This is a genomic window from Methylobacterium sp. J-048 (genome assembly GCF_022829515.1).
Classification (GTDB): domain Bacteria; phylum Pseudomonadota; class Alphaproteobacteria; order Rhizobiales; family Beijerinckiaceae; genus Methylobacterium.
In genome coordinates, this window is record NZ_JAKSYL010000198.1 from 19,163 (window position 1) to 42,515 (window position 23,353).

The 23,353-nt window shown below is 67.3% G+C and carries 21 protein-coding genes; 12 read left to right on the top strand and 9 right to left on the bottom strand.

The genetic code is table 11. The annotated features are described in order from the left end of the window. Positions 1-125: 125 nt before the first annotated feature. A complete protein-coding gene (locus MKL09_RS20040) occupies positions 126-2,153 on the bottom strand; it encodes a murein L,D-transpeptidase (RefSeq protein ID WP_244023035.1) in 2,028 nt (675 codons plus the stop codon). 243 nt (positions 2,154-2,396) lie between these two features. Beyond that, positions 2,397-3,881, bottom strand: a complete 1,485-nt coding sequence (locus MKL09_RS20045) for a sigma-54-dependent transcriptional regulator (RefSeq protein WP_244023037.1) — start codon at positions 3,879-3,881, stop codon at positions 2,397-2,399. A 237-nt stretch (positions 3,882-4,118) separates the two neighbouring features. On the opposite strand from MKL09_RS20045, the gene MKL09_RS20050 reads away from it, so the two are divergent. The 9 genes from MKL09_RS20050 to recJ all read left to right on the top strand — a co-directional run bounded on the left by MKL09_RS20050 (position 4,119) and on the right by recJ (position 13,806). Beyond that, the gene (locus MKL09_RS20050; protein WP_244023039.1) at positions 4,119-5,990 is read left to right on the top strand and encodes a M3 family oligoendopeptidase; all 1,872 of its coding nucleotides are present in this window, start codon (positions 4,119-4,121) and stop codon (positions 5,988-5,990) included. 60 nt (positions 5,991-6,050) lie between these two features. Beyond that, entirely contained in the window at positions 6,051-6,275 is a 225-nt protein-coding gene (locus MKL09_RS20055; RefSeq protein ID WP_243972704.1) for an AbrB/MazE/SpoVT family DNA-binding domain-containing protein, read from the top strand. Beyond that, a complete protein-coding gene (locus MKL09_RS20060; RefSeq protein WP_244023041.1) occupies positions 6,272-6,679 on the top strand; it encodes a type II toxin-antitoxin system death-on-curing family toxin in 408 nt (135 codons plus the stop codon). Before MKL09_RS20055 ends, MKL09_RS20060 begins: the two co-directional genes overlap by 4 nt. 85 nt (positions 6,680-6,764) lie before the next feature. After that, positions 6,765-8,126, top strand: a complete 1,362-nt coding sequence (locus tag MKL09_RS20065; protein ID WP_244023043.1) for an ABC1 kinase family protein — start codon at positions 6,765-6,767, stop codon at positions 8,124-8,126. A 124-nt stretch (positions 8,127-8,250) separates the two neighbouring features. Then, positions 8,251-8,544 (top strand): aa3-type cytochrome c oxidase subunit IV, encoded by a 294-nt coding sequence (locus MKL09_RS20070; RefSeq protein ID WP_243972698.1) that lies wholly within the window; start codon positions 8,251-8,253, stop codon positions 8,542-8,544. A 187-nt stretch (positions 8,545-8,731) separates the two neighbouring features. Next, complete coding sequence (locus MKL09_RS20075) at positions 8,732-9,961, top strand: Re/Si-specific NAD(P)(+) transhydrogenase subunit alpha (RefSeq protein ID WP_244023045.1); 1,230 nt, start codon at positions 8,732-8,734, stop codon at positions 9,959-9,961. A gap of 24 nt (positions 9,962-9,985) precedes the next feature. Further along, complete coding sequence (locus MKL09_RS20080; protein WP_058194406.1) at positions 9,986-10,441, top strand: proton-translocating transhydrogenase family protein; 456 nt, start codon at positions 9,986-9,988, stop codon at positions 10,439-10,441. Between the two features lie 4 nt (positions 10,442-10,445). Next, the gene (locus MKL09_RS20085; protein WP_244023047.1) at positions 10,446-11,846 is read left to right on the top strand and encodes an NAD(P)(+) transhydrogenase (Re/Si-specific) subunit beta; all 1,401 of its coding nucleotides are present in this window, start codon (positions 10,446-10,448) and stop codon (positions 11,844-11,846) included. A gap of 235 nt (positions 11,847-12,081) precedes the next feature. Further along, positions 12,082-13,806 (top strand): single-stranded-DNA-specific exonuclease RecJ, encoded by a 1,725-nt coding sequence (recJ, locus tag MKL09_RS20090; protein WP_279606010.1) that lies wholly within the window; start codon positions 12,082-12,084, stop codon positions 13,804-13,806. A gap of 4 nt (positions 13,807-13,810) precedes the next feature. Here the strand turns inward: recJ and MKL09_RS20095 are convergent, their stop codons facing one another. From MKL09_RS20095 to MKL09_RS20110, 4 genes are all read right to left on the bottom strand, one after another. Next, positions 13,811-14,305, bottom strand: a complete 495-nt coding sequence (locus MKL09_RS20095) for a CAP domain-containing protein (RefSeq protein WP_244023051.1) — start codon at positions 14,303-14,305, stop codon at positions 13,811-13,813. Positions 14,306-14,421: 116 nt separating this feature from the next. After that, complete coding sequence (locus MKL09_RS20100; protein ID WP_244023053.1) at positions 14,422-15,495, bottom strand: HD-GYP domain-containing protein; 1,074 nt, start codon at positions 15,493-15,495, stop codon at positions 14,422-14,424. A gap of 114 nt (positions 15,496-15,609) precedes the next feature. Next, the gene (locus MKL09_RS20105) at positions 15,610-15,762 is read right to left on the bottom strand and encodes a hypothetical protein (RefSeq protein WP_244023055.1); all 153 of its coding nucleotides are present in this window, start codon (positions 15,760-15,762) and stop codon (positions 15,610-15,612) included. A 284-nt stretch (positions 15,763-16,046) separates the two neighbouring features. Beyond that, positions 16,047-16,739, bottom strand: coding sequence for a GntR family transcriptional regulator (locus tag MKL09_RS20110; RefSeq protein WP_244023147.1), 693 nt, complete (start codon positions 16,737-16,739; stop codon positions 16,047-16,049). Between the two features lie 484 nt (positions 16,740-17,223). On the opposite strand from MKL09_RS20110, the gene oxlT reads away from it, so the two are divergent. Beyond that, positions 17,224-18,501 (top strand): oxalate/formate MFS antiporter, encoded by a 1,278-nt coding sequence (gene oxlT / locus MKL09_RS20115; RefSeq protein ID WP_244023057.1) that lies wholly within the window; start codon positions 17,224-17,226, stop codon positions 18,499-18,501. 90 nt (positions 18,502-18,591) lie between these two features. Beyond that, complete coding sequence (locus tag MKL09_RS20120; RefSeq protein ID WP_244023059.1) at positions 18,592-19,242, top strand: class II aldolase/adducin family protein; 651 nt, start codon at positions 18,592-18,594, stop codon at positions 19,240-19,242. Positions 19,243-19,262: 20 nt separating this feature from the next. Here MKL09_RS20120 and MKL09_RS20125 read toward each other — a convergent pair whose 3' ends face one another. Both MKL09_RS20125 and frc read right to left on the bottom strand, forming a co-directional pair. Further along, a complete protein-coding gene (locus MKL09_RS20125) occupies positions 19,263-20,195 on the bottom strand; it encodes a methionyl-tRNA formyltransferase (RefSeq protein WP_244023061.1) in 933 nt (310 codons plus the stop codon). Between the two features lie 118 nt (positions 20,196-20,313). After that, the gene (frc, locus tag MKL09_RS20130) at positions 20,314-21,591 is read right to left on the bottom strand and encodes a formyl-CoA transferase (RefSeq protein ID WP_244023063.1); all 1,278 of its coding nucleotides are present in this window, start codon (positions 21,589-21,591) and stop codon (positions 20,314-20,316) included. A 449-nt stretch (positions 21,592-22,040) separates the two neighbouring features. Between frc and MKL09_RS20135 the strand changes: the two genes are divergently transcribed. Continuing rightward, positions 22,041-22,325 (top strand): hypothetical protein, encoded by a 285-nt coding sequence (locus MKL09_RS20135; RefSeq protein ID WP_244023065.1) that lies wholly within the window; start codon positions 22,041-22,043, stop codon positions 22,323-22,325. An 81-nt stretch (positions 22,326-22,406) separates the two neighbouring features. On the opposite strand, the gene MKL09_RS20140 is transcribed toward MKL09_RS20135, so the two are convergent. Further along, positions 22,407-23,108, bottom strand: a complete 702-nt coding sequence (locus MKL09_RS20140; protein WP_244023067.1) for a hypothetical protein — start codon at positions 23,106-23,108, stop codon at positions 22,407-22,409. Positions 23,109-23,353: the final 245 nt, after the last annotated feature.

The following is a 23,353-nucleotide window of genomic DNA, read 5'->3' on the forward strand; positions in this document are numbered from 1 at the left end:
TCGCTGCGCCGAGTCTGCGATGAGAACGGCTAAGGCTGGACCGTGGCGAAATCGTGCCCGGCTGTGCGGCCGCACACTTCAGGGTTGATGGCGCGAAGACCTGCCCGGCCTTCAGGACGCGACGCCTACCACCAGCTACGCGGCGCCGGAGCCGGAGCGGGCGTCCACAGGCCGGGCTCGCCATATTCCGGAGCGCTGTCGGCCCGGGCAGCGCGGCGCACGTGCCGACGGGGCACATCGTAATCGTCGTAGCGTGCGCTGGGCTCGCGTTCTTCGGTGTAGCGGCGCGGGCGTGCGGCCTCCCGGCGCGGCGCGGCCTGCGCATGGGCCGCCGGCGCGCCTTCGATCTTGCGCCGCACCGGTTCGTCCGGAAGCCGCGCGATCGCCGGACCACCACCACCGGGCAGGCCGAGGGCCGCGCGCATCGGCGCGTCGTAGCCGTAGAGATCGGGCAGGGTGCGGAACGTGCCGCCATCGTCCACGTAGGCGGTGAAATAAGCCAGATGCACCGGCAGCTTGGCCGGAAGCCGGATCGTGCGCTCGCCCTTGCCGATGAGCTTCTTCAGCCGTGCCTCGGACCAGTCGGGAAGCACGGCATCGGCCAGGCGGAACGGATCATCGACGCGGACGCAGCCATGGCTGAAATCGCGCTTGGCTGCCGAGAACAGCGAGCGGTTCGGCGTATCGTGCAGATAGACGGCGTGCTGGTTCGGGAACATGAACTTGATGAAGCCCAGCGCGTTGCGCTCGCCCGGCGGCTGGCGCAGCGAGACGTGCCCGCCGTGGCGCACCACCTCGTAGCCGCCCCAGGTCTTGCCGCCGTAGCCCGCGAGCTTCGGCGCCATGGTCTTCAGGATCGAGGGCGGCACGTACCAGGACGGGTTGACCACCGCGTATTCCATCAGCCCAGAGAACAGCGGCGTGCGCGATTCCGGCTTGCCGACGATGACTCGGGCCTCGTCGCGCAGGCTGCCGCCGCGATAGGCGCGCAGGCGGTATTCCGGGATGTTGACCAGGATGTAGTCCGAGCCGAGGTCGCCCGGCAGCCAGCGCCAGCGCTCCATGTTGACGATGAGCTCGGCCTCGCTGCCGCTGGCCCGTGCGGGGCGGCCGGCATCGGCGAACGCCAGAACGGTCTGGATGTTGAGCACGCCGTTTCCAGGCAACCCACGGCCGCGCTGGAACTTCGCCACGGCGTCCGAAACCGTGGCATCGTACTCCTCCGGCTCACCGGGCGCACGGTCGAGGGTGCCGGCCGGGCGTGTCTCCAGGCCGAAATGCGTGCGCAGCAGCGGCACGCGGGCATCGCGCATGCCGACCCGTAGGGCGGGACCCGGGGGCAGGCGCAGCGGCTTCACGGCGGTGGGTGCCGGGCCGCGGAGCGTGGCCAGACGGGTCTTGAGGGCCTGATAGCCAGGGGAGGACGGGTTGTAGCCCTGGAGCGCGTCGCCGGCCTTGGCGCCCGCGTCGGAGAGCTTGGTCAGCACCGCGCTGGCGTCGGGCAGGTCGAGCTGCGGCGTGATGAGCCGTGAGATCGACGCCAGGTTCACCCGGCCGCCGCGTGCGTCCCGGGCATAGAGCAAAGCCGCCGCGGAGAAGCGGAGATCGGCATCGGCGACGGCCTTCTCGTCGGGTTTCCCGGCGAGGTTCGGAATCGCGTAGGCCCGGGCATCGAGCCCATCCTCGCTGGCGGCGGCCAAGCGGGCCGAGACCGACTTGGCGGTCTCCGTCCAGGCACCGTCGGCGATCCAGAGCGGTTTGTAGGCGCGGGCTTCGTAGAACGCGCGGATCCCGTCGCGATCCTTGCTGGTGAGACGCAGGAGCAACGGCGCGGGCTCGCCGAACCGCGCCAAGACGGCCCCGCCCAGCGGATCGGTGGGGGCGACCGGCGTCGCGGCGACGGGAGCCGGGGTCGGTTCGGGCTTCGGCGCCTCGGGCTTGTAGTCGGGCAGGGCGGTCGAGACCGGGTCGGACCCGCCCGGCGCCGACGGCGTGGCCGGCTGCGTGGCCGGCGCCGGCTCGGGCGGGCTCGCGGGCGTGCCGAGGGTCGCCGGATCGAGCGCGGCCGTCTGGGCGCCGAGCGCGCCGGCCGAGGCCAGCGTTCCGGTCAGTAGGGCGGCCAGCGCGACGAGGCTGGAGCGCGGGACGCGCATCGTGATCTCCCGGGACGCGGCGGCAGGGCCGCACGCTCAGATTGTGATTATCCGCTCAAGCGTGGCGTTGAGCAACTGCAGTCTTCGTCTTGTAGTGTTTAATCATCGCGCCATGATATCTGAACAGAATGGCAGATGACGCCTGTTTGATTGCTCAGGCCAACCGCATTCATGGAACTGCGGAGTTATTAGTCGGGCGTCCGCTTTCGGAGCCGCACGGTGCGCTAGCACACCCTGCAACCCTCAGGCGGCGTCCTCGGCTTTCTCGTCGCCTTCCAGACCGAGATCCTTCAGTTTGCGGTAGAGGGTGGATCGGCCAATTCCGAGGCGGCGGGATACCTCCGACATGCGCTGGCGATAGAATTGCAGCGCGAAGCGGATGATCTCCGCCTCCAGCACCTCCATGGTCTTCATCTCGCCGGTCTCCTCGGTGACCAGCGACATGGCGTGCGGATCGCGGACCTCGACCCGGACGATCTCGCGCACCGGCTCGGGGGCATAGGCCGGCATCTGCGGCTGGGCGGGCGCGGCCGGGATCCGGACGTCGAACCCTTCGACCTGGGCGGCGATCTGCGGGAATTCGGCCACCGTCAGCTCGTCGCAATCGGCGAGCACCACCGCGCGGAACAGTGCGTTCTCCAATTGGCGAACGTTTCCGGGCCAGGGATAGCGGGTGAGCAGCGCCATCGCTTCCGGGGTGATCGCCCGGATCCGCTTGCCTTCCTCCGCGGAAAACCGGGCGCAGAAGGAGCGCACCAGATCGGGAATGTCCTCCCGGCGGGCGCGCAGGGGCGGCAGCGTCATGGGAAAGACGTTCAGCCGATAATACAGGTCCTCGCGGAATTTGCCCTGCTTGACCAAGTCGAGCAGCGAACGGTTCGTGGCCGAGACGAGGCGGATATCGACCCGCACCGAGCGCTTGCCGCCGACCGGATCGACCTCGCCTTCCTGGAGGGCGCGGAGCAGCTTCACCTGGGCGTCGAGGGGCAACTCGCCGATTTCGTCGAGGAACAGGGTACCGCCCGAGGCTTCGACGAACTTGCCGGCGTGCTTTTCGGTGGCACCCGTGAACGCCCCCTTCTCGTGGCCGAACAGGGTCGATTCCACGAGGTTTTCGGGGATCGCCCCGCAATTGACCGTCACGAACGCCTTGCCTCGGCGGTCGCCCGACCCTTGGATCGCCCGGGCCAGCACCTCCTTGCCGACGCCGGACTCGCCCTCGATCAGAACCGGGATGTTGGATTTGGCCGCCCGCTCCGCGAGGCGGATCACCCGCTCCATGTCGGGGCTCTTGGATGTCAGGTCCTTGAAGGTCAGTGCCCCGGAGGCGCGGCGACGCATCCGGCGCACCTCCTCTTCCAGCACATCGACTCGCAATGCGTTCTTGATCGAGACCTGAAGCCGCTCGGCGCCGGCGGGCTTGACCACGAAGTCGACGGCGCCCGCCCGCATGGCGTTGACCACGGCGTCGATCGAGCCGTTCGATGTCTGGACGATCACCGGCGTGTCGAGGCCGCTGCTGCGCATCTCGGCGAGGACGCCGAGCCCGTCGAGCCCCGGCATCACCAGATCGAGGAGCACCACGTCCGCGCCCTCTGTCTTGAGCACGGTCAGCGCGTCGGCCCCCGTCTCCACGACCCGGGCGTTGAAGCCGAACCGGCGCACTGCCGCCTCGGCGAGGCGACGCTGGACCGGATCGTCGTCCACGATGAGTACGGTGGTGGACATGGCGGCTCCCTGCGCGGCGCGTCAAGCGGGATTCGGCACGGGACAGGCCCGCGCCTCACCGCCTGAGTCGGCGAGTGTTTCGTTTCGAACCGGAGGGTGCCGGATAGATGTAAAGTCGCGCTTAACGACGTTCGCGCAGAGGCGTGAACGCGATGGCGGATCCGTCCGTGTTGAACGCATGGCCGCGCGCTCGATATCAAGGTACGGGTCTGAGCCCCCTCACCAGGATTGCGAGACATGATGCCGAGCACCACCGCTTCGCCGGTGAACGTCCGTCTGCCGGAGGGCCTGAGCGCCGCACGCGCCGCCGCCAAGGCCGTCGACCTCGGCCATCTTCCGGAATGGGACCTGTCCGACCTCTATGCCGGGATCGACGCGCCGGAATTCTCCGCCGACATGACCCGGGCCACAGAGGAGTGTCGCGTCTTCTCGGAAACGTATGCGGGTCGTATCGCCGAACTGGCGGTAGCCGGGGACGCATCCGAGCGCCTCGCAGAGGCGGTCCGGGCTTACGAAGGGATCGAGGAACTCCTGGGCCGGCTGATGTCGTTTGCCGGCCTGGTCTATTCCGGGGATACCACCGACGAGGCGCGGGCCAAGTTCTACGGCGACACCCGCGAGCGCCTGACCGACGCTTCGGCCGACCTGCTGTTCTTCGCCCTGGAATTGAACCGTGTGGACGATGCGGCGATGGACGCCGCGATGTCCAAGGGGCCGCTCGCGCATTACGCACCGTGGATCGAGGATTTGCGGCGCGAGAAGCCGCACCAGCTCGACGACCGCACCGAGAAGCTGTTCCTTGAGAAGTCGGTCACCGCGAACGCAGCCTGGGACCGGCTGTTCAACGAGACGATCGCGGGCCTGCGCTTCACGGTCCAGGGCGAGCAGATGCCGCTCGAACCGACCCTGAACAAGCTCCAGGACCCGGACGGCTCTGTCCGCAAGGAGGCGGCCGGGGCGATCAGCGAGGTTCTGCGCGGCAATCTCCGCGTGTTCACGCTGATCACCAACACCCTGGCCAAGGACAAGGAAATTTCCGACCGCTGGCGCGGCTTCAAGGACGTCGCCGACGCGCGCCATCTGGCGAACCGGGTCGAGCCCGAGGTCGTGGCGGCTTTGGTCGACGCCGTGCAGGCTGCCTATCCCCGTCTGTCGCACCGCTATTACAGGCTGAAGGCCAAGTGGTTCGGGCAGGACGCGCTGCCTTACTGGGACCGGAACGCACCGCTTCCGAAGATCGAGCAGCGCACCATCCCGTGGACGGAGGCCCGCGACACGGTCCTGTCGGCCTACGATTCCTTCTCGCCGAAGATGGCCGGGATCGCGAAGCGGTTCTTCGACGAGCGCTGGATCGACGCGCCGACCCGGCCCGGCAAGGCGCCGGGCGCCTTCGCGCATCCGACGGTCCCCTCGGTCCACCCCTACGTGCTGGTGAATTATCAGGGCAAGCCGCGGGACGTGATGACGCTGGCCCACGAATTGGGTCACGGCGTCCACCAAGTGCTGGCCGGCCCGAACGGGGCTCTGATGGCGCCGACGCCCCTGACTCTGGCCGAGACCGCCAGCGTCTTCGGCGAGATGCTGACCTTCCGCAAGCTGCTCGCGGCGACCACCGACACGACCCAGCGGCGGGCCATGCTCGCCGCCAAGGTCGAGGACATGATCAATACGGTGGTGCGCCAGATCGCGTTCTACACGTTCGAGCGGAAGGTCCACCTCGCCCGGGCCAAGGGCGAACTGACCAGCGACCAGATCAACGCGCTCTGGATGTCGGTGCAGACCGAATCCCTCGGGCCGGCGATCACCCTGGATGCGGGCTACGAACCGTTCTGGGCCTACATTCCGCACTTCATCCATTCGCCGTTCTACGTCTACGCCTACGCGTTCGGCGATTGCCTCGTGAACTCGCTCTACGGGGTCTACGCCCAGGCCGAGTCGGGCTTTGTGGAGCGCTACTTCGCGCTGCTCGCCGCCGGCGGCTCGAAGCCCTACGGCGAATTGCTGGCGCCGTTCGGGCTCGACGCGAAGGATCCGGGCTTCTGGCAGATCGGCCTCGGGATGATCGAAGGGATGATCGTCGAGTTGGAGGGGATGGAGGGACGGGCCTAACCCGCTTCCAAGGCGACCCCCGGGATGTTATACAAAACGTACAACATCCCGGGGGTCGTCATGAAGCTTGAGGTGAAGCGCGTCGGGAACTCGACCGGTCTGATCCTGCCCAAGGATTTCCTCGGCAAGCTGAATCTGGCGCAGGGCGACTGGCTCTACGTGACCGAGAATGCCGACGGCTCCGTGCGGCTGTCGCCCTACGACCCGGCGTTCGAGAAGGGCATGAAAGTCGCCGAGAAGGCGATGAAGACCTATCGCAATGCTTTGGCGGAACTTGCGAAATGAGCACCGATCGCGAGATCGTCTGGCTCACGAGCGACCTCGTGAAAGCGATCCACGCCCTGCAGTTGAAGCAGTTCGGCGGGCCGCCCGGTCTACGCGACGAAGGCGCTCTCGAATCGGCGCTTGGGCGGCCGGTCAATCGGATCGCCTATGCCGAGGATGGCGCGGAGATCGATCTCGCCGAACTCGCGGCGGCTTACGCCTTCGGTATCGCCAAGAACCATCCGTTTATCGACGGCAACAAGCGGGCTGCCCTTCTGGCCCTCATCACGTTCCTGGGGCTGAACGATATCGATTTCGTCGCCGACGAAGCCGAGGCCGTCGTGATGATACGCGGTCTCGCCGCGGGCGAGATCGATGAATCCGGCCTCACCCGCTGGATTCGGGACAACTGGCCCGCCGGCTGAGCCGCCGCGGCGCAGCGACCCGGCGGTCTGGCGCGCAAGGCCGAAACGCTTATCTCCGGCCCTGCACCAAGGAAGATCCTGGACCATGGCCGAGACCGATCGCGAAGCCAATCGCTTCTCCGCCCGCGCGGGGCGCTACGCCAGCGTGGGCGCCAATGTCGGGGGCGTCGCCGCCCGCATGGCGATGTCGAAGCTGTTAGGGAAGGAGGGGACGACCAGCGCGGCTGCCCTCGCGCAGGCGCTCGGCGGTCTCAAAGGGCCGATCATGAAGGTGGCGCAGCTGCTCGCCACGATCCCGGATCTGCTGCCGCCCGAATACGCCGCCGAGCTTCAGAAGCTCCAGGCCGATGCGCCACCCATGGGGGCGGCCTTCGTCAAGCGCCGGATGCAGTCCGAACTGGGGGCCGGCTGGCAGGATCGCTTCGGCAGCTTCGACCTGAAACCCGCCGCCGCGGCGTCGCTGGGGCAGGTCCATCGCGCGACCGCGAAGGATGGCGAGCGTCTGGCCTGCAAGCTCCAATACCCCGACATGCAATCGGCCGTGGAGGCCGATCTCAAGCAGCTGGAGATCGCCTTCGCGCTTCATCGACGCATGAACAGCTGGCTCGATACCCGCGAGATCGCCAAAGAGATCGGCGCCCGGGTGCGGGAGGAACTCGATTACGAACACGAAGCCAAGCACGCCAGCCTTTACGGCGACGTGCTTCAGGATGTCGATGCGGTACGCGTGCCCCGCGTCTTCCCGGATCTGTCGACCAAGCGCCTGCTCACGCTCGGCTGGCTCGACGGCGACAAGATCCTCGGCTTCGCGGAAGAACCTGTCGAGGTGCGCAACCGCATCGCGCAGTCGATGTTCAAGGCCTGGTGGCATCCGTTCAGCCGCGCCGCCGTGATCCACGGCGATCCGCATCTGGGCAACTACACGGTCTTCTCGGAGGGCGGCGAGGCGGCCGGCATCAACCTGCTGGATTACGGCTGCGTGCGGATCTTCCATCCGCGCTTCGTCGGCGGCGTGGTCGATCTGTATCGCGGCCTGTTGGAGGAGGATGCGGCCCGCATCGTCCACGCCTACGAGGTCTGGGGCTTCAAGAACCTCGACAAGGAGAAGATCGAGATCCTGAATATCTGGGCGCGCTTCATCTACGGGCCGCTGTTGGAGGATCGCACCCGCACGGTCGCCGATGGGGTCAAGCCCGGCGATTATGGCCGGCGGCAGGCGTTCCAGGTCCATCAGGCGCTCAAGGAGCGGGGGCCTGTGACGGTGCCCCAGGAATTCGTGTTCATGGACCGCGCTGCCGTGGGCCTTGGCGCGGTGTTCCTGCATCTCCGCTCGGAGTTGAACTACCACCGGCTCTTTGAGGCCGAGATCGAGCATTTTTCGCTGGAGGAGCTGGGTGTGCGACAGAACCAGATCCTCGCCCGGGCCGGTTTGCCGAAGCCGGTGTGAATTGACCTTCGGGAATTCACCGAGAGGGCGATCAACTTGCGGACGTCCGATTGCGGCAGGTAAACGCTTGAGCTACATCCCGGGGTGACCACAAGAAGTCGCACCTGAGGGAAACGAGCGCACGATGGCCGAGAGTGAGACGGTGGCCGGGCACACCTACAGCCCGGCGATGGACGCGAGCACCCACGAGCAGACCTATCGCGGCTTCGTGCGCTTCGTCGAGATCGGTACCGGCGTGGTGATCTGCTGGGTTCTGGCGCTCGCCGTGGGCGGGATTCGCGAGGCTTGGCTGCTCGCGATCCTCAGCGTGATCGTCTCCGGCGCGGCAGGCGCCGTTGGGGCCCTGGCCCCCGCCATCGGTTGGCGCGGACCTCTTGTCGTCGCGATCCTGCTCTTCCTCTACCTCGCTTTCGCCTGAGCCCGTTCCGGGACCGCTCGCCGGGGTTGGCAGAGCGGCTCGACGACGCGTTGAAACGCGGCGGTCCGGTCGACACGCCGCTGGTTACATTCGCTGTTATTCCAACAGTGCAACCTCCTTTCGCGTCTCGAAAAGTCGTGTTGGTTCGCGCATTCGAGAGGCCAAGCTTATTCAGGGGAAGCCTCGCATGCGCATTGCTGTGCTGTCCGAGACGGACTCTGCGGAACCGCGGGTGGCCGCGGTCCCGGAGACCGTAAAGAAGTTCAAGACGCTCGGCGCCGACATCACCGTGCAGGCTGGCGCGGGGCTGAAGGCCGGGATCCTCGATTCCGAGTATGAGGCCGCCGGTGCCGAGATCGCCGGCAGCGCCGCCGATGCGGCCCGTGATGCCGACCTCGTCCTCAAGGTCCGCCGTCCGGCGGGCGAGGAGCTGTCGCTGTTCAAGCGCGGCGCCACGATCATCGCGATCATGGATCCCTACGGCAACGAGGCCGCCTTGAAGGCCCTGGCCGAGGCAGGGGTCTCGGGTTTCGCCATGGAGCTGATGCCGCGCATCACCCGGGCGCAGGTGATGGACGTGCTGTCCTCTCAGGCGAACCTCGCCGGCTACCGGGCCGTCGTCGACGGCGCCGCCGAGTACGGCCGGGCCATGCCGATGATGATGACCGCGGCCGGTACCGTGCCGGCCGCCCGCGTCTTCATCATGGGCGTCGGCGTCGCAGGGCTGCAGGCCATCGCCACGGCCCGGCGTATGGGTGCGGTCGTGACCGCCACGGATGTGCGCCCCGCCACCAAGGAGCAGGTCGAGTCGCTCGGCGCCAAGTTCGTCGCGGTCGAGGACGACGAGTTCAAGCAGGCCGAGACCGCGGGCGGCTACGCCAAGGAGATGTCGGCCGGCTATCAGGCCAAGCAGGCCGAGCTGGTGAAGGGCCATATCGCCAAGCAGGACATCGTCATCACGACGGCCCTGATCCCCGGCCGTCCGGCTCCGAAGCTCGTCTCGGAGGAGATGGTCGCCTCAATGAAGCCGGGCTCGGTCCTGATTGATCTCGCGGTCGAGCGCGGCGGCAACGTCGCCGGCGCCAAGCCGGGCGAGATCGTGGTGACCGACCGCGGCGTGAAGATCGTCGGCCACACCAACGTGCCGGGGCGCCTCGCCGCCACGGCGTCGAGCCTCTATGCGCGCAACCTCTACGCCTTCGTCGAGACCCTGATCGACAAGGAGAGCAAGGCGCTGGCGATCAATTGGGACGACGAATTGGTGAAGGCCACCAACCTGACCCGCGACGGGTCCGTGGTCCACGCCTCCTTCCAGTCCAAGACCGATGGCCCCGCCTCGGAAGCTGCGGCGGTGGGTCTCGCCAAGTCGGAGACCGGCAAGGCCGAGGCCGCCCCGGCCCCGTCGGGCACGCACTGAAGACCGATCGCGAGGAGAAGCAGAATGGCAAACCTTGTCGTCCCTCCCGATCAGGCGGCTGATCAGACCCGCGTGCTGGCGGATGCCGCGCGCGCCGCAGCCGATGTCGCCCGCAACGCGGCCGATCAGGCCCAGGCCATCGCGTCCGGCATGGGCCATGGGATCAGCGCGGCCACCGGCGGCGCCGTCGATCCGTTCATCTTCCAGTTCGCCATCTTCGTGCTGGCGATCTTCGTCGGTTACTACGTGGTCTGGTCCGTGACCCCGGCGCTGCACACGCCGCTGATGTCGGTCACGAACGCGATCTCCTCGGTAATTATCGTCGGTGCGATCCTGGCGGCCGGCGTGCCGCTTCTGGAGAAGGGCACCGGTTGGGCCCGCGCCTTCGGATTCATCGGCATCGTCCTGGCCAGCGTGAATATTTTCGGGGGCTTCCTCGTCACCCAGCGCATGCTCGGCATGTACAAGAAGAAGGCCTGAGACGATGTCCCAGAACGTCTCCGCGCTTCTCTACATCGTCGCCGGCGTCCTGTTCATCATGGCGTTGCGGGGGCTCTCGCACCCGACCACGTCGCGGCAGGGCAACCTCTACGGCATGATCGGCATGGCGCTCGCCGTGCTTACCACCCTGGTCGGCCATCCGCCGGCCGGGTTCGGCGCCTGGATCCTGGTGATCCTGGGCATCGGCATCGGCGGCGGAGCCGGCGCGGTCATCGCCAAACGCGTGCCGATGACGGCGATGCCGCAGCTCGTGGCTGCCTTCCACTCGCTGGTCGGCCTCGCGGCCGTGGCCGGCGCCGCGGCGACGCTCTACGCGCCGCAGGCGGTGGGCATCCTCGAGAACGGCCACATTCACAAGCAGTCGCTGTTCGAGATGGCCCTGGGCGCGGCCATCGGCGCGATCACCTTCACCGGGTCGGTCATCGCCTTCGCCAAGCTCGACGGGCGGATGTCCGGCAAGCCGATCATGCTGCCGCAGCGGCACCTCATCAACATCGGCATCGCGGTGGCACTGGTGGTGCTGATCGCGCTGTTCATCGGCAATGAGAGCAAGGCGGTCTTCTGGCTGATCGTATTGCTGTCCTTCGCGCTGGGCGGCCTGCTGATCATCCCGATCGGCGGCGCCGACATGCCTGTCGTCGTGTCGATGCTCAATTCCTACTCGGGCTGGGCGGCGGCCGGCATCGGCTTCACCCTGGGCAACCTCGCGCTGATCATCACCGGCTCTCTGGTCGGCTCGTCGGGCGCGATCCTGTCCTACATCATGTGCCACGCGATGAACCGGTCGTTCATCTCGGTCATCCTGGGCGGGTTCGGCGGCGACACCGCCGCTGCAGGCGGTCCGGGCCAAGTCGAGACGCGCCCGGTCAAGCAAGGCTCGGCCGACGACGCGGCCTACATCATGAAGAACGCCGAGCGGGTGATCATCGTCCCGGGCTACGGCATGGCGGTGGCGCAGGCGCAGCACTCCCTGCGCGAGATGGCCGACATGCTGAAGAAGGAGGGCGTCGACGTGAAGTACGCCATCCACCCGGTGGCGGGCCGCATGCCGGGCCACATGAACGTGCTGCTCGCCGAGGCGAACGTGCCCTACGACGAGGTGTTCGAGCTGGAGGACATCAACGGCGAGTTCCCGCAGGCGGATGTCGCCTTCGTGATCGGTGCCAACGACGTCACCAACCCGGCCGCCAAGACCGACAAGGCCTCGCCGATCTACGGCATGCCGATCCTGGACGTGGAGCGGGCCAAGACCGTGCTGTTCATCAAGCGCGGCATGGGCTCGGGCTATGCCGGCGTCGAGAACGAGGTGTTCTTCCGCGACAACACCATGATGCTGTTCGGTGATGCCAAGAAGGTGGTCGACAACATCCTCAAGGCATTCTGAGACTGCGTCAAAATCGGTTTCGGCAAGGGGCGGGCAGCGATGTCCGCCCCTTCGTTTTGCCGACCCAACTTCGTGCGCGGCCGCTGTTGCCGCGGCGCCCGCGATTCCGCCGCCGACCCGGTGTAGAGTGCCGCCCGTGTCCGCCGCCACCGCCTCGCTGATCACCGATCCGCCGCCGTTCCTGGGTGTCGCCGCCTCCGTGACCGGACGGCGCTGGCAGGAGCGCTGTGCCGGCATGGCAGTGCAGAACCACATCGCCAAGATGGTCCAGGCCCACGGCCTGCCCGAGTTGCTGGCGCGCGTCCTCGCCGGACGGCAAGTGGCGCCGGACCAGGCCGCCCGCCACCTGGCCCCGCGTCTGCGCGACCTGATGCCGGATCCGGACATCCTGCTCGACATGGATGCGGCCGTGCGCCGGCTCGTGCGGGCCATCCGCCGGGGCGAGATCGTCGCCGTGTTCGGCGATTACGACGTCGATGGTGCGGCCAGCGCGGCGCTGCTCGCGGGCTATCTGCGCCAGGTCGGCCTGCGGGCGCCGATCCACATCCCGGACCGGATCACCGAGGGCTATGGCCCCAACGCCGCGGCGATCACCGCCCTGGCGGCCGAGGGCGCGACCCTGCTGGTCTGCGTCGATTGCGGCACGAGCGGCCACGGGCCCCTGGAAGAGGCCGAGAAGCTCGGCCTCGACGTGATCGTGCTGGATCACCACGCCGCCGCCGAGCAGCTGCCCCCGGCCCGGGCCGTGGTGAACCCCAACCGGCTCGACGACCTCTCCGGCCTCGGCCATCTCTGCGCCGCCGGCGTCGTGTTCTTGACGCTGGCCGCCCTCAACCGCGCCCTGCGCCGGGACGGCTTTTTCGGCCCGGATCGCCCGGAGCCGACTCTCACCGACGCCCTCGACCTCGTGGCGCTGGCGACGGTGGCCGACGTGGTGCCGCTGGTCGGCTTGAACCGCGCCTTCGTCACGCAGGGGCTGACGGTGATGCGCCACCGGGGCCGCACCGGCCTGGCGGCCCTGCTCGACGCCGCCTCCCTCAGCGAGCCCCCGGAGGCCTGGCATCTCGGCTTCGTGCTCGGGCCGCGGATCAATGCCGGCGGCCGGATCGGCGATTCGGCCCTCGGGGCGCGCCTGCTCACGACGGCCGATCCGGTCGAGGCTGCCCGGATCGCCGCCGATCTCGACCGGCTCAACCGCGAGCGCCAGGCGATCGAGGCCCATGCGGTGTCCGAGGCCGAGGCCGAGATGGATCGTGCCCTGACCCTCGACCCGGCGCGCGCCGTGCTGGTGACCGGCAACACGGAATGGCATCCCGGCATCGTCGGGCTGATCGCGGCGCGCCTGAAGGAGCGCTTCAACCGGCCGGCCTTCGCCTTCGCGATCCGACCTGACGGCAGCGCGACCGGCTCCGGACGCTCGATCCCCGGGGCCGATCTCGGCCTCGCCGTCCGCGCCTGCGTCGAGGCCGGGCTCGCCAGCAAGGGCGGCGGCCACGCCATGGCGGCGGGCGTCACCCTGCGGGCCGACGACATCCCGCGGTTCGAGACGCACTTGGCCGCGCTTCTCGGCGCCAGCGTCGCGGTCTCGCGGGCGGCCGACGCCCTGATGATCGACGGCAGCCTGAGCGCCGGCGGGGCCACCGCCGAGACCGTCCGGCTGCTGCAGCGGGCCGGCCCGTTCGGGCAGGGCGCGCCGGAGCCGCTCTTCGCGCTCGGACGCCACCGCCTCGTCGATGCCGCGGTGGTCGGCTCGGGCCATGTCCGCGCACGCCTGCGCAGCCGCGACGGCCAGGCCGTGGGCGCGATCTGCTTCCGCGCGGCCGAACGCCCGCTCGGACAGGCCCTGTTGAAGGGGATCGGCCAGGAGATGCACGTGGCCGGCACGCTGTCCTGCGACCGCTGGCGCGGTGCCGAGCGGGCGCAGCTGCGGATCGTCGATCTGGCTTCGGCCGAGCCCTGAGCGATCAGCCGCCCGCCATCACCAGCGCCCAGAACCGCTTGTAGCGGGTATCGGGCGCATCGACCCGGGCGATGCCGATCCGCCGGATCTGCGGGAGCAGCATGTTCTTGTTGTGCTCGGGGCTCGCCTTCCAGCGTGCCAGCACCTGCTCGAAGGTTTCGGAACCGGCGCTGAGATTTTCCGCGGCGTAGGACCTCGCCAGACCGGCAGAGGCCATGCGCGCGGTGAAGCTGCCGCCGACATCGTGGCTGAGCTGCCCGTGTCGGGCATTGTTGCCGGCCTGGAAGGCGGCAACCTTCACCAGGCCGTTGTCGACGATGACCGGGCTCAGTCCGTGCTGGACGCGATAGGCCGAGATCGCAGCCGCGGCCGCGACTTCGTCAAGGATCGCGGTGTGGGTCGCGGTCTCAGCGGTCGGTTCGGGCGTGAACGACAAGCCACCGCAACCGGCGAGCGACAGCGATAGGGCAACAGCGAAGGCGGGGAGAAGTTTCGACACGGGGACAGCGCTTCCGGATGGGATGCGTCTCCCTCCGACCGGGTTGCGGCGAAACCGCGGCGTTCCTCGGGGTTCGCGAACCGTGATGCCGGAGCGTGGCGCCATGGTCACGGTAATCATGCCGCCAGCGCATCGCCCCCGAGCATGACCGGCGCGAAGATCCGCAGCAGATCGGGGTCGAGATGGCCGGACCCGTCGGTCATGATCGCCAGAGCCTCAGCGGGGCTCGCCGGCTTCCTGTAGGCGCGGCGCTCGGTCAGCGCCGAAAACACGTCGCAAATCGCCACGATCCGCACCAGATCGGAGATGGCTGCGCCCCGGAGCCGATCCGGATAGCCGGTCCCGTCGAGACGCTCATGATGGTGCAGGACGACGTCGATGACCTCGTCCTCAAAGGTCCCCTGTGCCCGGAGAAGATCGGCGCCGATCACCGGATGACGCTGCATCAACCGCAACTCCTCGGGATCGAGACGGCCGGGCTTGTTCAGGATCTCGCTTGGGATCCGCGATTTGCCGATATCATGGAGGAGGGCGGATCGTACCAATCGCCCGAGATCGACCCGGCTCAGGCCGATCTGCGCGCCGAAGCTCGCGGCATGGCCGGCCACCCCCAGGGTGTGCTGGTAGACGCCGACATCGTGGCGCCAGACTTCGGCCAGCCAATCCGTGATCCCGGCTTCCGAGACGGCAGCGAGTACCAATTCGGTCCCGCGCTCGACATCGGCCCGCTGCAGGCCAGCGCCCAAGGCGGCGCTGTCGAACAGTTCGGATACGATCGCGGTCGCGTCCGAGACGCGCCCGGCGAGTTTCTGCCGGCGCGTCTCCGCCGAGCGTGTCACAGCCTCGATCATCGCGAAGACATTCGCCAGCACGAGCTGACGCGGAGCGGCCGCCGGCAGCTGGCGCAGGTGAGGCGAGGGTTTCGCGGGCTCGCCGCGAACCAGGACGAGGCGCGGGACCGGTAGCCCGCGATGGCTCAAAGCTGGCTCCAGCGCAGCGGCCTGAACCGGATGCAGATCCAGCACGATGAGGTGTGGTCGCCCAGACGGTATCGCCGAACCGGCAGCGACCGCCCGGCAATCCATCACGAGGGCGATAGCCCGTTCCAGGGCCGCCCGTTCGGACGGACGATCCGAGACCAGCAGGACAAACGGACCGTCCGAAGTCCGTGAAGAGATGCCGAGGGCCAACGCGGTTGCTCCCTCGCCCGCATGGTCAACGATCCGTTGACGCTAGCGGAAACCCTTGAGCAAAGTGTTAACCCTACGCAGTCTGCGCCCGTATAGATCCCGGAAAGGCCGTTTTCAGGCGAGGCTGACGGTGCCGTCCCGGCGGGCCGGCTGAGCGGTCGCCTTGCCGGCCTCGGAAGACGGGCTCAGGAGATCGGCGAGCTTGACGGCAAGCAGGGCCTGACAAGCGGCGAGGGCGACAAACACGACGAGGAAGCTGGCGATCATCGGGAAGCTCCGGTGCGGCTCGGCAAGACGACGATATTGCGATGCAAGAGATGTCATGCCGCGCTGCAAACTGGTATGCCAGATACCGAATTCCAGTCATGCTCGGATTGCATGCCGCGGCGGCAGCCCGAACAGCGGTCCCAATTCCCGTCGTGGCATCGCCCGCTCGGCGTTTGACGCGTCGAAGATGGCCGCTCGTATGAAGAGTGCCTTTTGCACCGCAATCGGAGTGCGACACGCGATCCGGCACGCGCGAACACGCGTCGTCGCCCGGTCGGCGATCCTCAGTCGAGGTAATCGCCGTAGGTGTCGACATGCTGGGCGAGGCCGAGGCCGTGCTCGCGCACGAGGCGCTCCGCATTCTCCGCGTCGCGCGCTTCCAGGGCCGCGATGATCGCCACGTGCTCGCGGATCGACCGCGCGGCCCGGTCGCCCTGGCGGAGGGCGGTGCTGCGGATGCCCCGGACATGCATCAGCAGATTGCTGGTCAACTCGGCGATCGGCTCGCAATGACCTAGGGCAATGATCCGCTGATGAAACCGGATATTGGCATCCGAGTATTCATCGATATGTTCGGCCGGCTGACCCTCGTAGAATTCCGGGAATGATTCGCGCAGGGCGCGAAGCTGCGTGTCAGTGGCACGGGTGCAGGCGAGACGGGCCGCCATGCTCTCGAGCGCCGTCCAGGCGTGGATCATGCCGACGATCTCGCGCTTGTTCTTCTTGATGACGAACACACCGCGCCGTGCTTCGGACCGAACGAATCCTTCCTGCTCCAGGACCGTGAGCGCCTCGCGGACAGGTGTGCGGCTGACGCCGAGATCCTGCGACAGTTTCCGCTCGTCGAGCCGCACCTCATCGGGCCGCCCGTAGATGTCCATGTTGGTGATCGCAGTCTTGAGCGCTTCATAGGCCAATGTCCTGAGACTGGAACTGGCGACGATCGGTTTAACGCTCAACGGTTCGGAGTTCGACATGCCTCGTCCAGTCGGCCCATGCCCAAGATTTTTCGCACGTGTTCTCTGTCGTGCGCTCGTAAAACGAACTAGCCCAAACCTTTGCTCGATCCTAGTCAATTGCGAGCCAACTCCACAGACCGGCAACTGCGGCTGCAGCAGATGTGCAAGGCTCTTCGGGCAGAAACCGGAACCGTTATGCCGAAACCGAGCCCACGTTTGACAGGACCCCGCAATCCCGCGGGGCAATCATGTATTTTTGTGCATGTTTGATTGACAGAATCGCCCAGCCTCAGCACCATCCTTCTGGCATACCGTAGACCAGTCGAGGGTGTGCGTGATCGCTCGGCGGTGGATGGCGGCACTCAAGAGACTTGATTTGTCCGCCGGACAAGAATTTTTCAAAGCACGCCGCTCGCTTTGTTCTGCCCGGCGCGTCTCTGTCCAGGCATAACTATGACTGGCGATGAACACAAAATAATAAATCCAACTTGGAGAGATACGTATGTCCGAGATCGGCAAACCAGTCGGGCGGGGCCGATGGCTCCAGCTGGCATTCGGCGTCGTCTGCATGTGCATGATCGCCAACATGCAGTACGGCTGGACGTTCTTCGTGAACCCGATGCAGGAGCGTCACGGCTGGGATCGCGCCGCGATCCAGGTCGCGTTCACGCTGTTCGTGGTCACCGAGACCTGGCTCGTGCCGATCGAAGGCTGGTTCGTCGATAAGTACGGCCCGCGGATCGTCACCCTGTTCGGCGGCCTGCTCTGCGGCGTTGCCTGGGTGATGAATTCCTACGCGGAAACGCTCACGATGCTCTACGTGGCGGCTGCCATCGGCGGCACCGGCGCGGGTGCGGTCTACGGGACCTGCGTGGGCAACTCCCTCAAGTGGTTCCCGGATCGCCGCGGCCTTGCCGCCGGCATCACCGCGATGGGCTTCGGCGCCGGCTCAGCGCTGACCGTCGTGCCGATCCAGGCGATGATCAAGGCGCAGGGCTACGAGGCTGCGTTCTTCTACTTCGGCATCGGCCAGGGCCTGATCGTGATGCTGATCGCCCTGTTCCTGCGCTCGCCGGTGAAGGGCCAGGTCCCGGACGTCGCCCGGGTCAGCCAATCCAAGCGCGATTTCAAGCCGGGCGAGATGGTGCGGACCCCGATCTTCTGGGTGATGTACGCGATGTTCGTCATGATGGCCGCCGGCGGCCTGATGGCAACCGCGCAGCTCGGACCCATCGCCAAGGACTTCAAGATCGCCGACGTTCCGGTCTCGCTGCTCGGGATCACGCTGCCGGCGCTGACCTTCGCGGCGACGCTGGACCGGGTGCTCAACGGCGTGACGCGACCGTTCTTCGGCTGGGTCTCGGACCATATCGGCCGCGAGAATACGATGTTCATCTCGTTTGCGATCGAGGGCCTGGGTATCTACGCGCTGAGCCAGTTCGGTGAGAACCCGATCGCCTTCGTGCTGCTCACCGGCCTGGTCTTCTTCGCCTGGGGTGAGATCTACTCGCTGTTCCCCGCGACCTGCGGCGACACCTTCGGCTCCAAATACGCCGCCACCAATGCCGGCCTGCTCTACACCGCCAAGGGCACGGCGGCGCTGATCGTGCCTTATACCAGCGTGCTCACGACGATGACCGGGAGCTGGCACACGGTGTTCCTGGTGGCGGCCGGGCTCAACATCCTGGCGGCGCTCCTGGCCCTGTTCGTGCTCAAGCCAATGCGGGCGGCTTACACCAAGGCGCCGCAGGCCAACCTCGCACCGGTGCTGGCCCAGTAAGGCGCATCGCATCGAACGAAGGCCCGGCGCCGGCTTTACGGCGCCGGGCCTTCGCGCGTACCCGGTACCGGGTTCATCCGAGGATCGGGCATGGATACGGACGAGCGGATCGCACGCGAGAGCGTCGTGGCGGCGGCGCGGGACCTGGACGCGCAGGGCCTGAACCGTGGTACCTCGGGCAACGTCTCGGTGCGGTTTCGCGACGGCATTCTGATCACGCCCTCGGGACTGCCCACCGCGCGCATGGACCCGGACGATATCGTGCCTTTGGCGTTCGACGGAACGCATCCGGCAGGGCTGAAACCATCCTCGGAATGGCGTTTCCACCGGGACATCCTGGCGGCGCGTCTCGAGATCGGCGCCGTCGTCCACGCCCACCCGATCCACTGCACCGCCTTCGCCCTGTGCGGGCGGGAGATCCCGGCGGTGCATTACATGATCGCGGCCTTCGGCGGCCCGAACGTGCGCTGTGCCCCCTACGCATCCTACGGCACGGCGGAGCTCTCAGAGCTGGCCCTGGCGGCGCTCAAGGACCGGAACGTTTGCCTGCTTGCCAACCACGGCATGATCGCCGCCGGGGAGAGCCTGGGAAAGGCGCTGTGGCTCGCCGTCGAGCTGGAGACCCTGTGCTGGCAATATGCCGTGGCGCTCCAAGTCGGCGCCCCGAACATCTTGTCGGACCACGAGATCAACAGCACCGTCGAGCGCTTCCGCGGCTACGGACTGAACGCCGCCGACTGATACCGATACGGGTTCCGCGTTCAGCGGCCCAAAATCTGCCCCAGCGCGATGCCGCCGGAGGCCGCGAACTCCGCGGCCGCGATCTTCTTGCCGTCCTCCGGCTTGACCTTGCGGATTTCGATCCGGCCGCCCTGCGCGCAGACGCTGAACCCGTCCCCGTCGACCGCGATCACCTCGCCGGGCTTGCCCTTCACGTCGCCGAGGCGGCGGACTGGGTGCAACTGTGCGTCGAAAATCTGCAGCTTTTTGCCGTCGAGCGTGGTCCAGGCCCCGGGGGCCGGGTTCGCGGCCCGGATCAGGTTGTAGATCTGGTCGGCATGGGCCGACCAGCGGATCTCGGCCTCCGCGGCGCGGAACCAGCCCTCGTAGCTCGCCGCGTCCTCGTCCTGATCGATCTCGATGTGCTGGCCAGCGACCACGAGGTCGGCCGCCTCCAGCATCGCGTCGACGCCCATCGGGAACAGGTTGTTGAAGTAGATGTCGCCGAGCGTGGCGTCGCCGCCGATCTCGCAGGTCTTCTGAAGGATCACCGGACCTTCATCGAGGCCGTCGGTGGGACGGAAGATCGTCAGTCCGGTCTGGAGGTCGCCCTTGGCGATCGGCCAGTTGATCGAGGACGGGCCGCGATAGCGCGGCAGCAGGCTCGGATGGTACTGGATCGTCCCGTGCTTCGGGATGGTGACGAAGCTCTGCGGCGCGAATTGCAGCACGTAGGCCATGATGCCGATATCGGCGTCGAGGCCGCGCATCGCCGCCTCGGCCTCCGGGCTCTTCAGGCTCGGGAACTGGAAGACCGGCAGGTCCTTCTCCAGCGCCGCAGTCTTGAGTACGTCCGGCTTGGCCCCGGGCTTCTCCGGCGCGCAGAAGACGCCCGCGACGGTGTCCCCACGCTTCAGGAACGCCTCCAAGACGGCCTTGCCGAAATCCTGCTGACCGATGACGGCGATGCGCATGGGCGATCCCTGGCGTCGTCCGGCCCCGAAGCGGGGCCGAATTCTTTTCGGATAAGACGGTGGTGGCGTGCCGCTTAGCGGCGATCCTAGGCGGATGGCCCGGGATCGCCAGCCGTCCTCACTCCGCGGCGATCTTCTGCAAGCCGCCGATGGCGCCGGACCCGGTGATCTCTTCGACCTCCTCGGTCGAGTATTTCAGCACGTCGCGCAGGATCTCGTCGGTGTGCTCGCCGAGCAGGGGCGAACGCACCACCTCGGTGGGGCTCGCCGACAGCTTGATCGGATTGCCAACCGACAGGTAGCGGCCGCGGGTCGGGTGATCGACTTCGACGATGGTGCCGGTCGCCCGCAGCGCCTCGTCGGCCGCGATCTCCTTCATGGACAGGATCGGGCCGCACGGGATGTCGTGGCCGTTCAGAATGTCCATGGCCTCGAACTTGGACATCTTCATTGTCCAGGCCTCGATGCGCGTGAAGATCTCGTTGAGATGCGGCAGGCGCGCCTTCGGGGAGGCGTAGTTCGGGTCGGCCTTCCAGCCGGGCTCGCCGATGATATCGCAGATCGGATCCCAGACCGCGGCCTGCGTGATCACGTAGATGTAGGCGTTCGGGTCCTGCTCCCAGCCCTTGCAGCGCAGGATCCGCCCCGGCTGGCCGCCGCCGGAATCGTTGCCGGCCCGCGGGGTCGCTTCGCCGAACGGGATGCCTTCGCCGAACTGGCTGTATTCCTTCAGCGGGCCGTGCTCCAGGCGCTGCTGGTCTCGCAGCTTCACCCGGCAGAGGTTGAGCACCCCGTCCTGCATGGCGCAGTCGACCTTCTGGCCGAGCCCGGTCTGGGTGCGGTGGTACAGCGCCGTGACGATGCCGAGCGCCAAGTGCAGGCCGGTGCCGGAATCACCGATCTGGGCGCCGGTCACCATCGGGATGCCATCGCGAAAACCGGTGGTGGAGGCCGAGCCGCCGGCGCATTGCGCGACGTTCTCGTAGACCTTGCACTCCTCGTAGCGGCCGGGCCCGAACCCCTTCACCGAGGCGAGGATCATGCGCGGGTTCTTCGCGTGGATCTTCTCCCAGGTCAGCCCCATCCGGGCCAGCGCCCCGGGGGCGAAGTTCTCGACCAGGACATCGCATTCCTCGATCAGGCGCCAGAGCACCTCCTTGCCCTTCGGGTTCTTCGAATCGAGCGTGAGCGAGCGCTTGTTGTGGTTCAGCATCGTGAAATAGAGGCTGTCCACATCCGGAATGTCCTGCAACTGCTGGCGGGTGGCGTCGCCGATGCCGGGCCGCTCGACCTTGATCACGTCTGCCCCGAACCAAGCCAGGAGCTGGGTACAGGTCGGGCCGGATTGAACGTGGGTGAAGTCCAGGATGCGGACGCCTTCGAGGGCCTTGGTCATGATCGGTCTCGGATCTCGGGTCGGGTTTCGGGATGCGGCGACGGGAGGTGACTCAGATCGATATCACGCGCGCCGCGACATCGCGGAGACTGCACAGTGGGTCTGGAAACACGCGTCTCGCGTTCTCGAACGGACCATGCCGAAACTCCCTCCCGATGCGCGGTCCCGTCGAATCGCGGTTCCGTTGCGCCGGCCCGGTCTGGCGGGCCTTCGTGTTTGTATACCACATGCCATCTGCGCGACGCGAGTAGAAAGAAACACTCGCGAAGGTTGTGTTCAACTCCTGAGCTTAGACCCAAGAGTTTTAAGTCTCAACGCGCACGCGCATGTGCAAAGGGAGAACCGAGCCTGGCCCCCTTGGCATACGTCTCAAGGCGGTCCATCATTCCGCCAAAATCGATCGGCCGTGCCGCGGTCAATCGCCTAACAACGCTGAACGAGGAACGCCCATGCTCGCCAGCACCAGCTTGATCAAGTCGTCCTGGATCGCCGTCGATGTCGACCGCGATCGTGCGGAGCGCGTGCTCGTGGTCGAAACCTACATCGCCGTGAGCCCGCTGGAACCGAACTACGACGCCGCGCAGTACGAGCGCGTCCTGTGCTGCGTGCAGAAGGTGCTGAAGGCACATCCGGAGATCGACCGGGCCTCGATCCTCAGCATGCATCGCGGCTCCGGCTGCACCGCCCTGTTCCGCGAGCCGCCGGCGGATCTGGCCCGGCCGGCTGCGGCCTGACGCTACATTCCTTCAGGGCCGGCTGCCTATGATTCTCGCGCGGCCCGATCAGCCGCGCTGACCGGCCCTCATCGAGGAAGGTCAGGGCGTGTCCGCCTCCGGACTGGCTGGCGGCTCGTGCGATTCGAGCGCGACCCGAGCGGCATGGAACCACCAGAGCGGGATGTCGCGATTGGCCTTGGTCAATTCCGACGCCCAGCCTTCCTTCGGCATCACATCGGCCCGGTCGGCGAACAGCCGGAGCGCGCTCTCGGCCCGCTCCCGCCGACAGCGCTCGCGGATCGCGGTCCGTTCGGCCTCCGCCCGGGCATCGGTCTGCTCGATCAACCGGCGTGTCGCCAACTCGTCCGCGTCGAAGGCGAAGTGCTGCCAGAACGACTCCGCCTCCCGGGCGACGTCCCGTTCCCGCTGGGCCAGGGCGAGCGCAGCTTCGGCGGTATCCCGGGCGGCCTCGGCCGCGTTGGCCCGCGCGAGCACGCGGTTGTTGGCTTCAAGGAGTTCGCGTTCGCGCTCCGGGGCCATGCGCTGGCGGCGCAGGACGCGCAGTTCCTCGTCGCGCGCGGTAAGCCCGTTCAAATCCGTGATCAGGGCGGCGAGGGGACCATCGGCCAGGGCGTCGGCACGCCGGAGATACCGCTCGCGCAGGCCGGGATCGCGCGTGTCCAGGGCCTCACCGTCCCACGCCGGATGGTCGGCGATTCCGTTTCCATCGTGTTCGTAGAGCGTCCGCGCCAGGGCGTGACGCAGGTCGTCGGACGACGGAATCGCGGCGTGTTCGCTCATGACGCTACGCTGGCGGCGAGTAATGGGACGGCTGTCAACGCGCCTGCGCCGCCGGACGCCCCCTGGGCGCATGACGATCCGGTCTTGTCGTCCGGACAATCGTCATCCGCATGCAATGGCCCGACCACTCGAAGACGCGACACGATTGAGACTCTTTCATCGCACGGTCGTTCCGGCAATCCGGTAAAGATACCGCGGCGATTTTTACGGGGTGGCCGACACACGTCGCCCGCGTACATCTTTCG

Excerpts from the sequence above, each read along its gene's own strand:
- MKL09_RS20050 (WP_244023039.1), top strand. The coding sequence starts at position 4,119 with ATGATGCCGAGCACCACCGCTTCGCCGGTGAACGTCCGTCTGCCGGAG.
- MKL09_RS20110 (WP_244023147.1), bottom strand. The coding sequence starts at position 16,739 with ATGTCGAACTCCGAACCGTTGAGCGTTAAACCGATCGTCGCCAGTTCC.
- MKL09_RS20060 (WP_244023041.1), top strand. The coding sequence starts at position 6,272 with ATGAGCACCGATCGCGAGATCGTCTGGCTCACGAGCGACCTCGTGAAA.
- MKL09_RS20055 (WP_243972704.1), top strand. The coding sequence starts at position 6,051 with ATGAAGCTTGAGGTGAAGCGCGTCGGGAACTCGACCGGTCTGATCCTG.
- MKL09_RS20040 (WP_244023035.1), bottom strand. The coding sequence starts at position 2,153 with ATGCGCGTCCCGCGCTCCAGCCTCGTCGCGCTGGCCGCCCTACTGACC.
- MKL09_RS20065 (WP_244023043.1), top strand. The coding sequence starts at position 6,765 with ATGGCCGAGACCGATCGCGAAGCCAATCGCTTCTCCGCCCGCGCGGGG.
- MKL09_RS20085 (WP_244023047.1), top strand. The coding sequence starts at position 10,446 with ATGTCCCAGAACGTCTCCGCGCTTCTCTACATCGTCGCCGGCGTCCTG.
- MKL09_RS20140 (WP_244023067.1), bottom strand. The coding sequence starts at position 23,108 with ATGAGCGAACACGCCGCGATTCCGTCGTCCGACGACCTGCGTCACGCC.
- recJ (WP_279606010.1), top strand. The coding sequence starts at position 12,082 with ATGGCAGTGCAGAACCACATCGCCAAGATGGTCCAGGCCCACGGCCTG.
- MKL09_RS20120 (WP_244023059.1), top strand. The coding sequence starts at position 18,592 with ATGGATACGGACGAGCGGATCGCACGCGAGAGCGTCGTGGCGGCGGCG.
- MKL09_RS20080 (WP_058194406.1), top strand. The coding sequence starts at position 9,986 with ATGGCAAACCTTGTCGTCCCTCCCGATCAGGCGGCTGATCAGACCCGC.
- frc (WP_244023063.1), bottom strand. The coding sequence starts at position 21,591 with ATGACCAAGGCCCTCGAAGGCGTCCGCATCCTGGACTTCACCCACGTT.
- MKL09_RS20125 (WP_244023061.1), bottom strand. The coding sequence starts at position 20,195 with ATGCGCATCGCCGTCATCGGTCAGCAGGATTTCGGCAAGGCCGTCTTG.
- MKL09_RS20045 (WP_244023037.1), bottom strand. The coding sequence starts at position 3,881 with ATGTCCACCACCGTACTCATCGTGGACGACGATCCGGTCCAGCGTCGC.
- oxlT (WP_244023057.1), top strand. The coding sequence starts at position 17,224 with ATGTCCGAGATCGGCAAACCAGTCGGGCGGGGCCGATGGCTCCAGCTG.
- MKL09_RS20105 (WP_244023055.1), bottom strand. The coding sequence starts at position 15,762 with ATGATCGCCAGCTTCCTCGTCGTGTTTGTCGCCCTCGCCGCTTGTCAG.
- MKL09_RS20135 (WP_244023065.1), top strand. The coding sequence starts at position 22,041 with ATGCTCGCCAGCACCAGCTTGATCAAGTCGTCCTGGATCGCCGTCGAT.
- MKL09_RS20075 (WP_244023045.1), top strand. The coding sequence starts at position 8,732 with ATGCGCATTGCTGTGCTGTCCGAGACGGACTCTGCGGAACCGCGGGTG.
- MKL09_RS20070 (WP_243972698.1), top strand. The coding sequence starts at position 8,251 with ATGGCCGAGAGTGAGACGGTGGCCGGGCACACCTACAGCCCGGCGATG.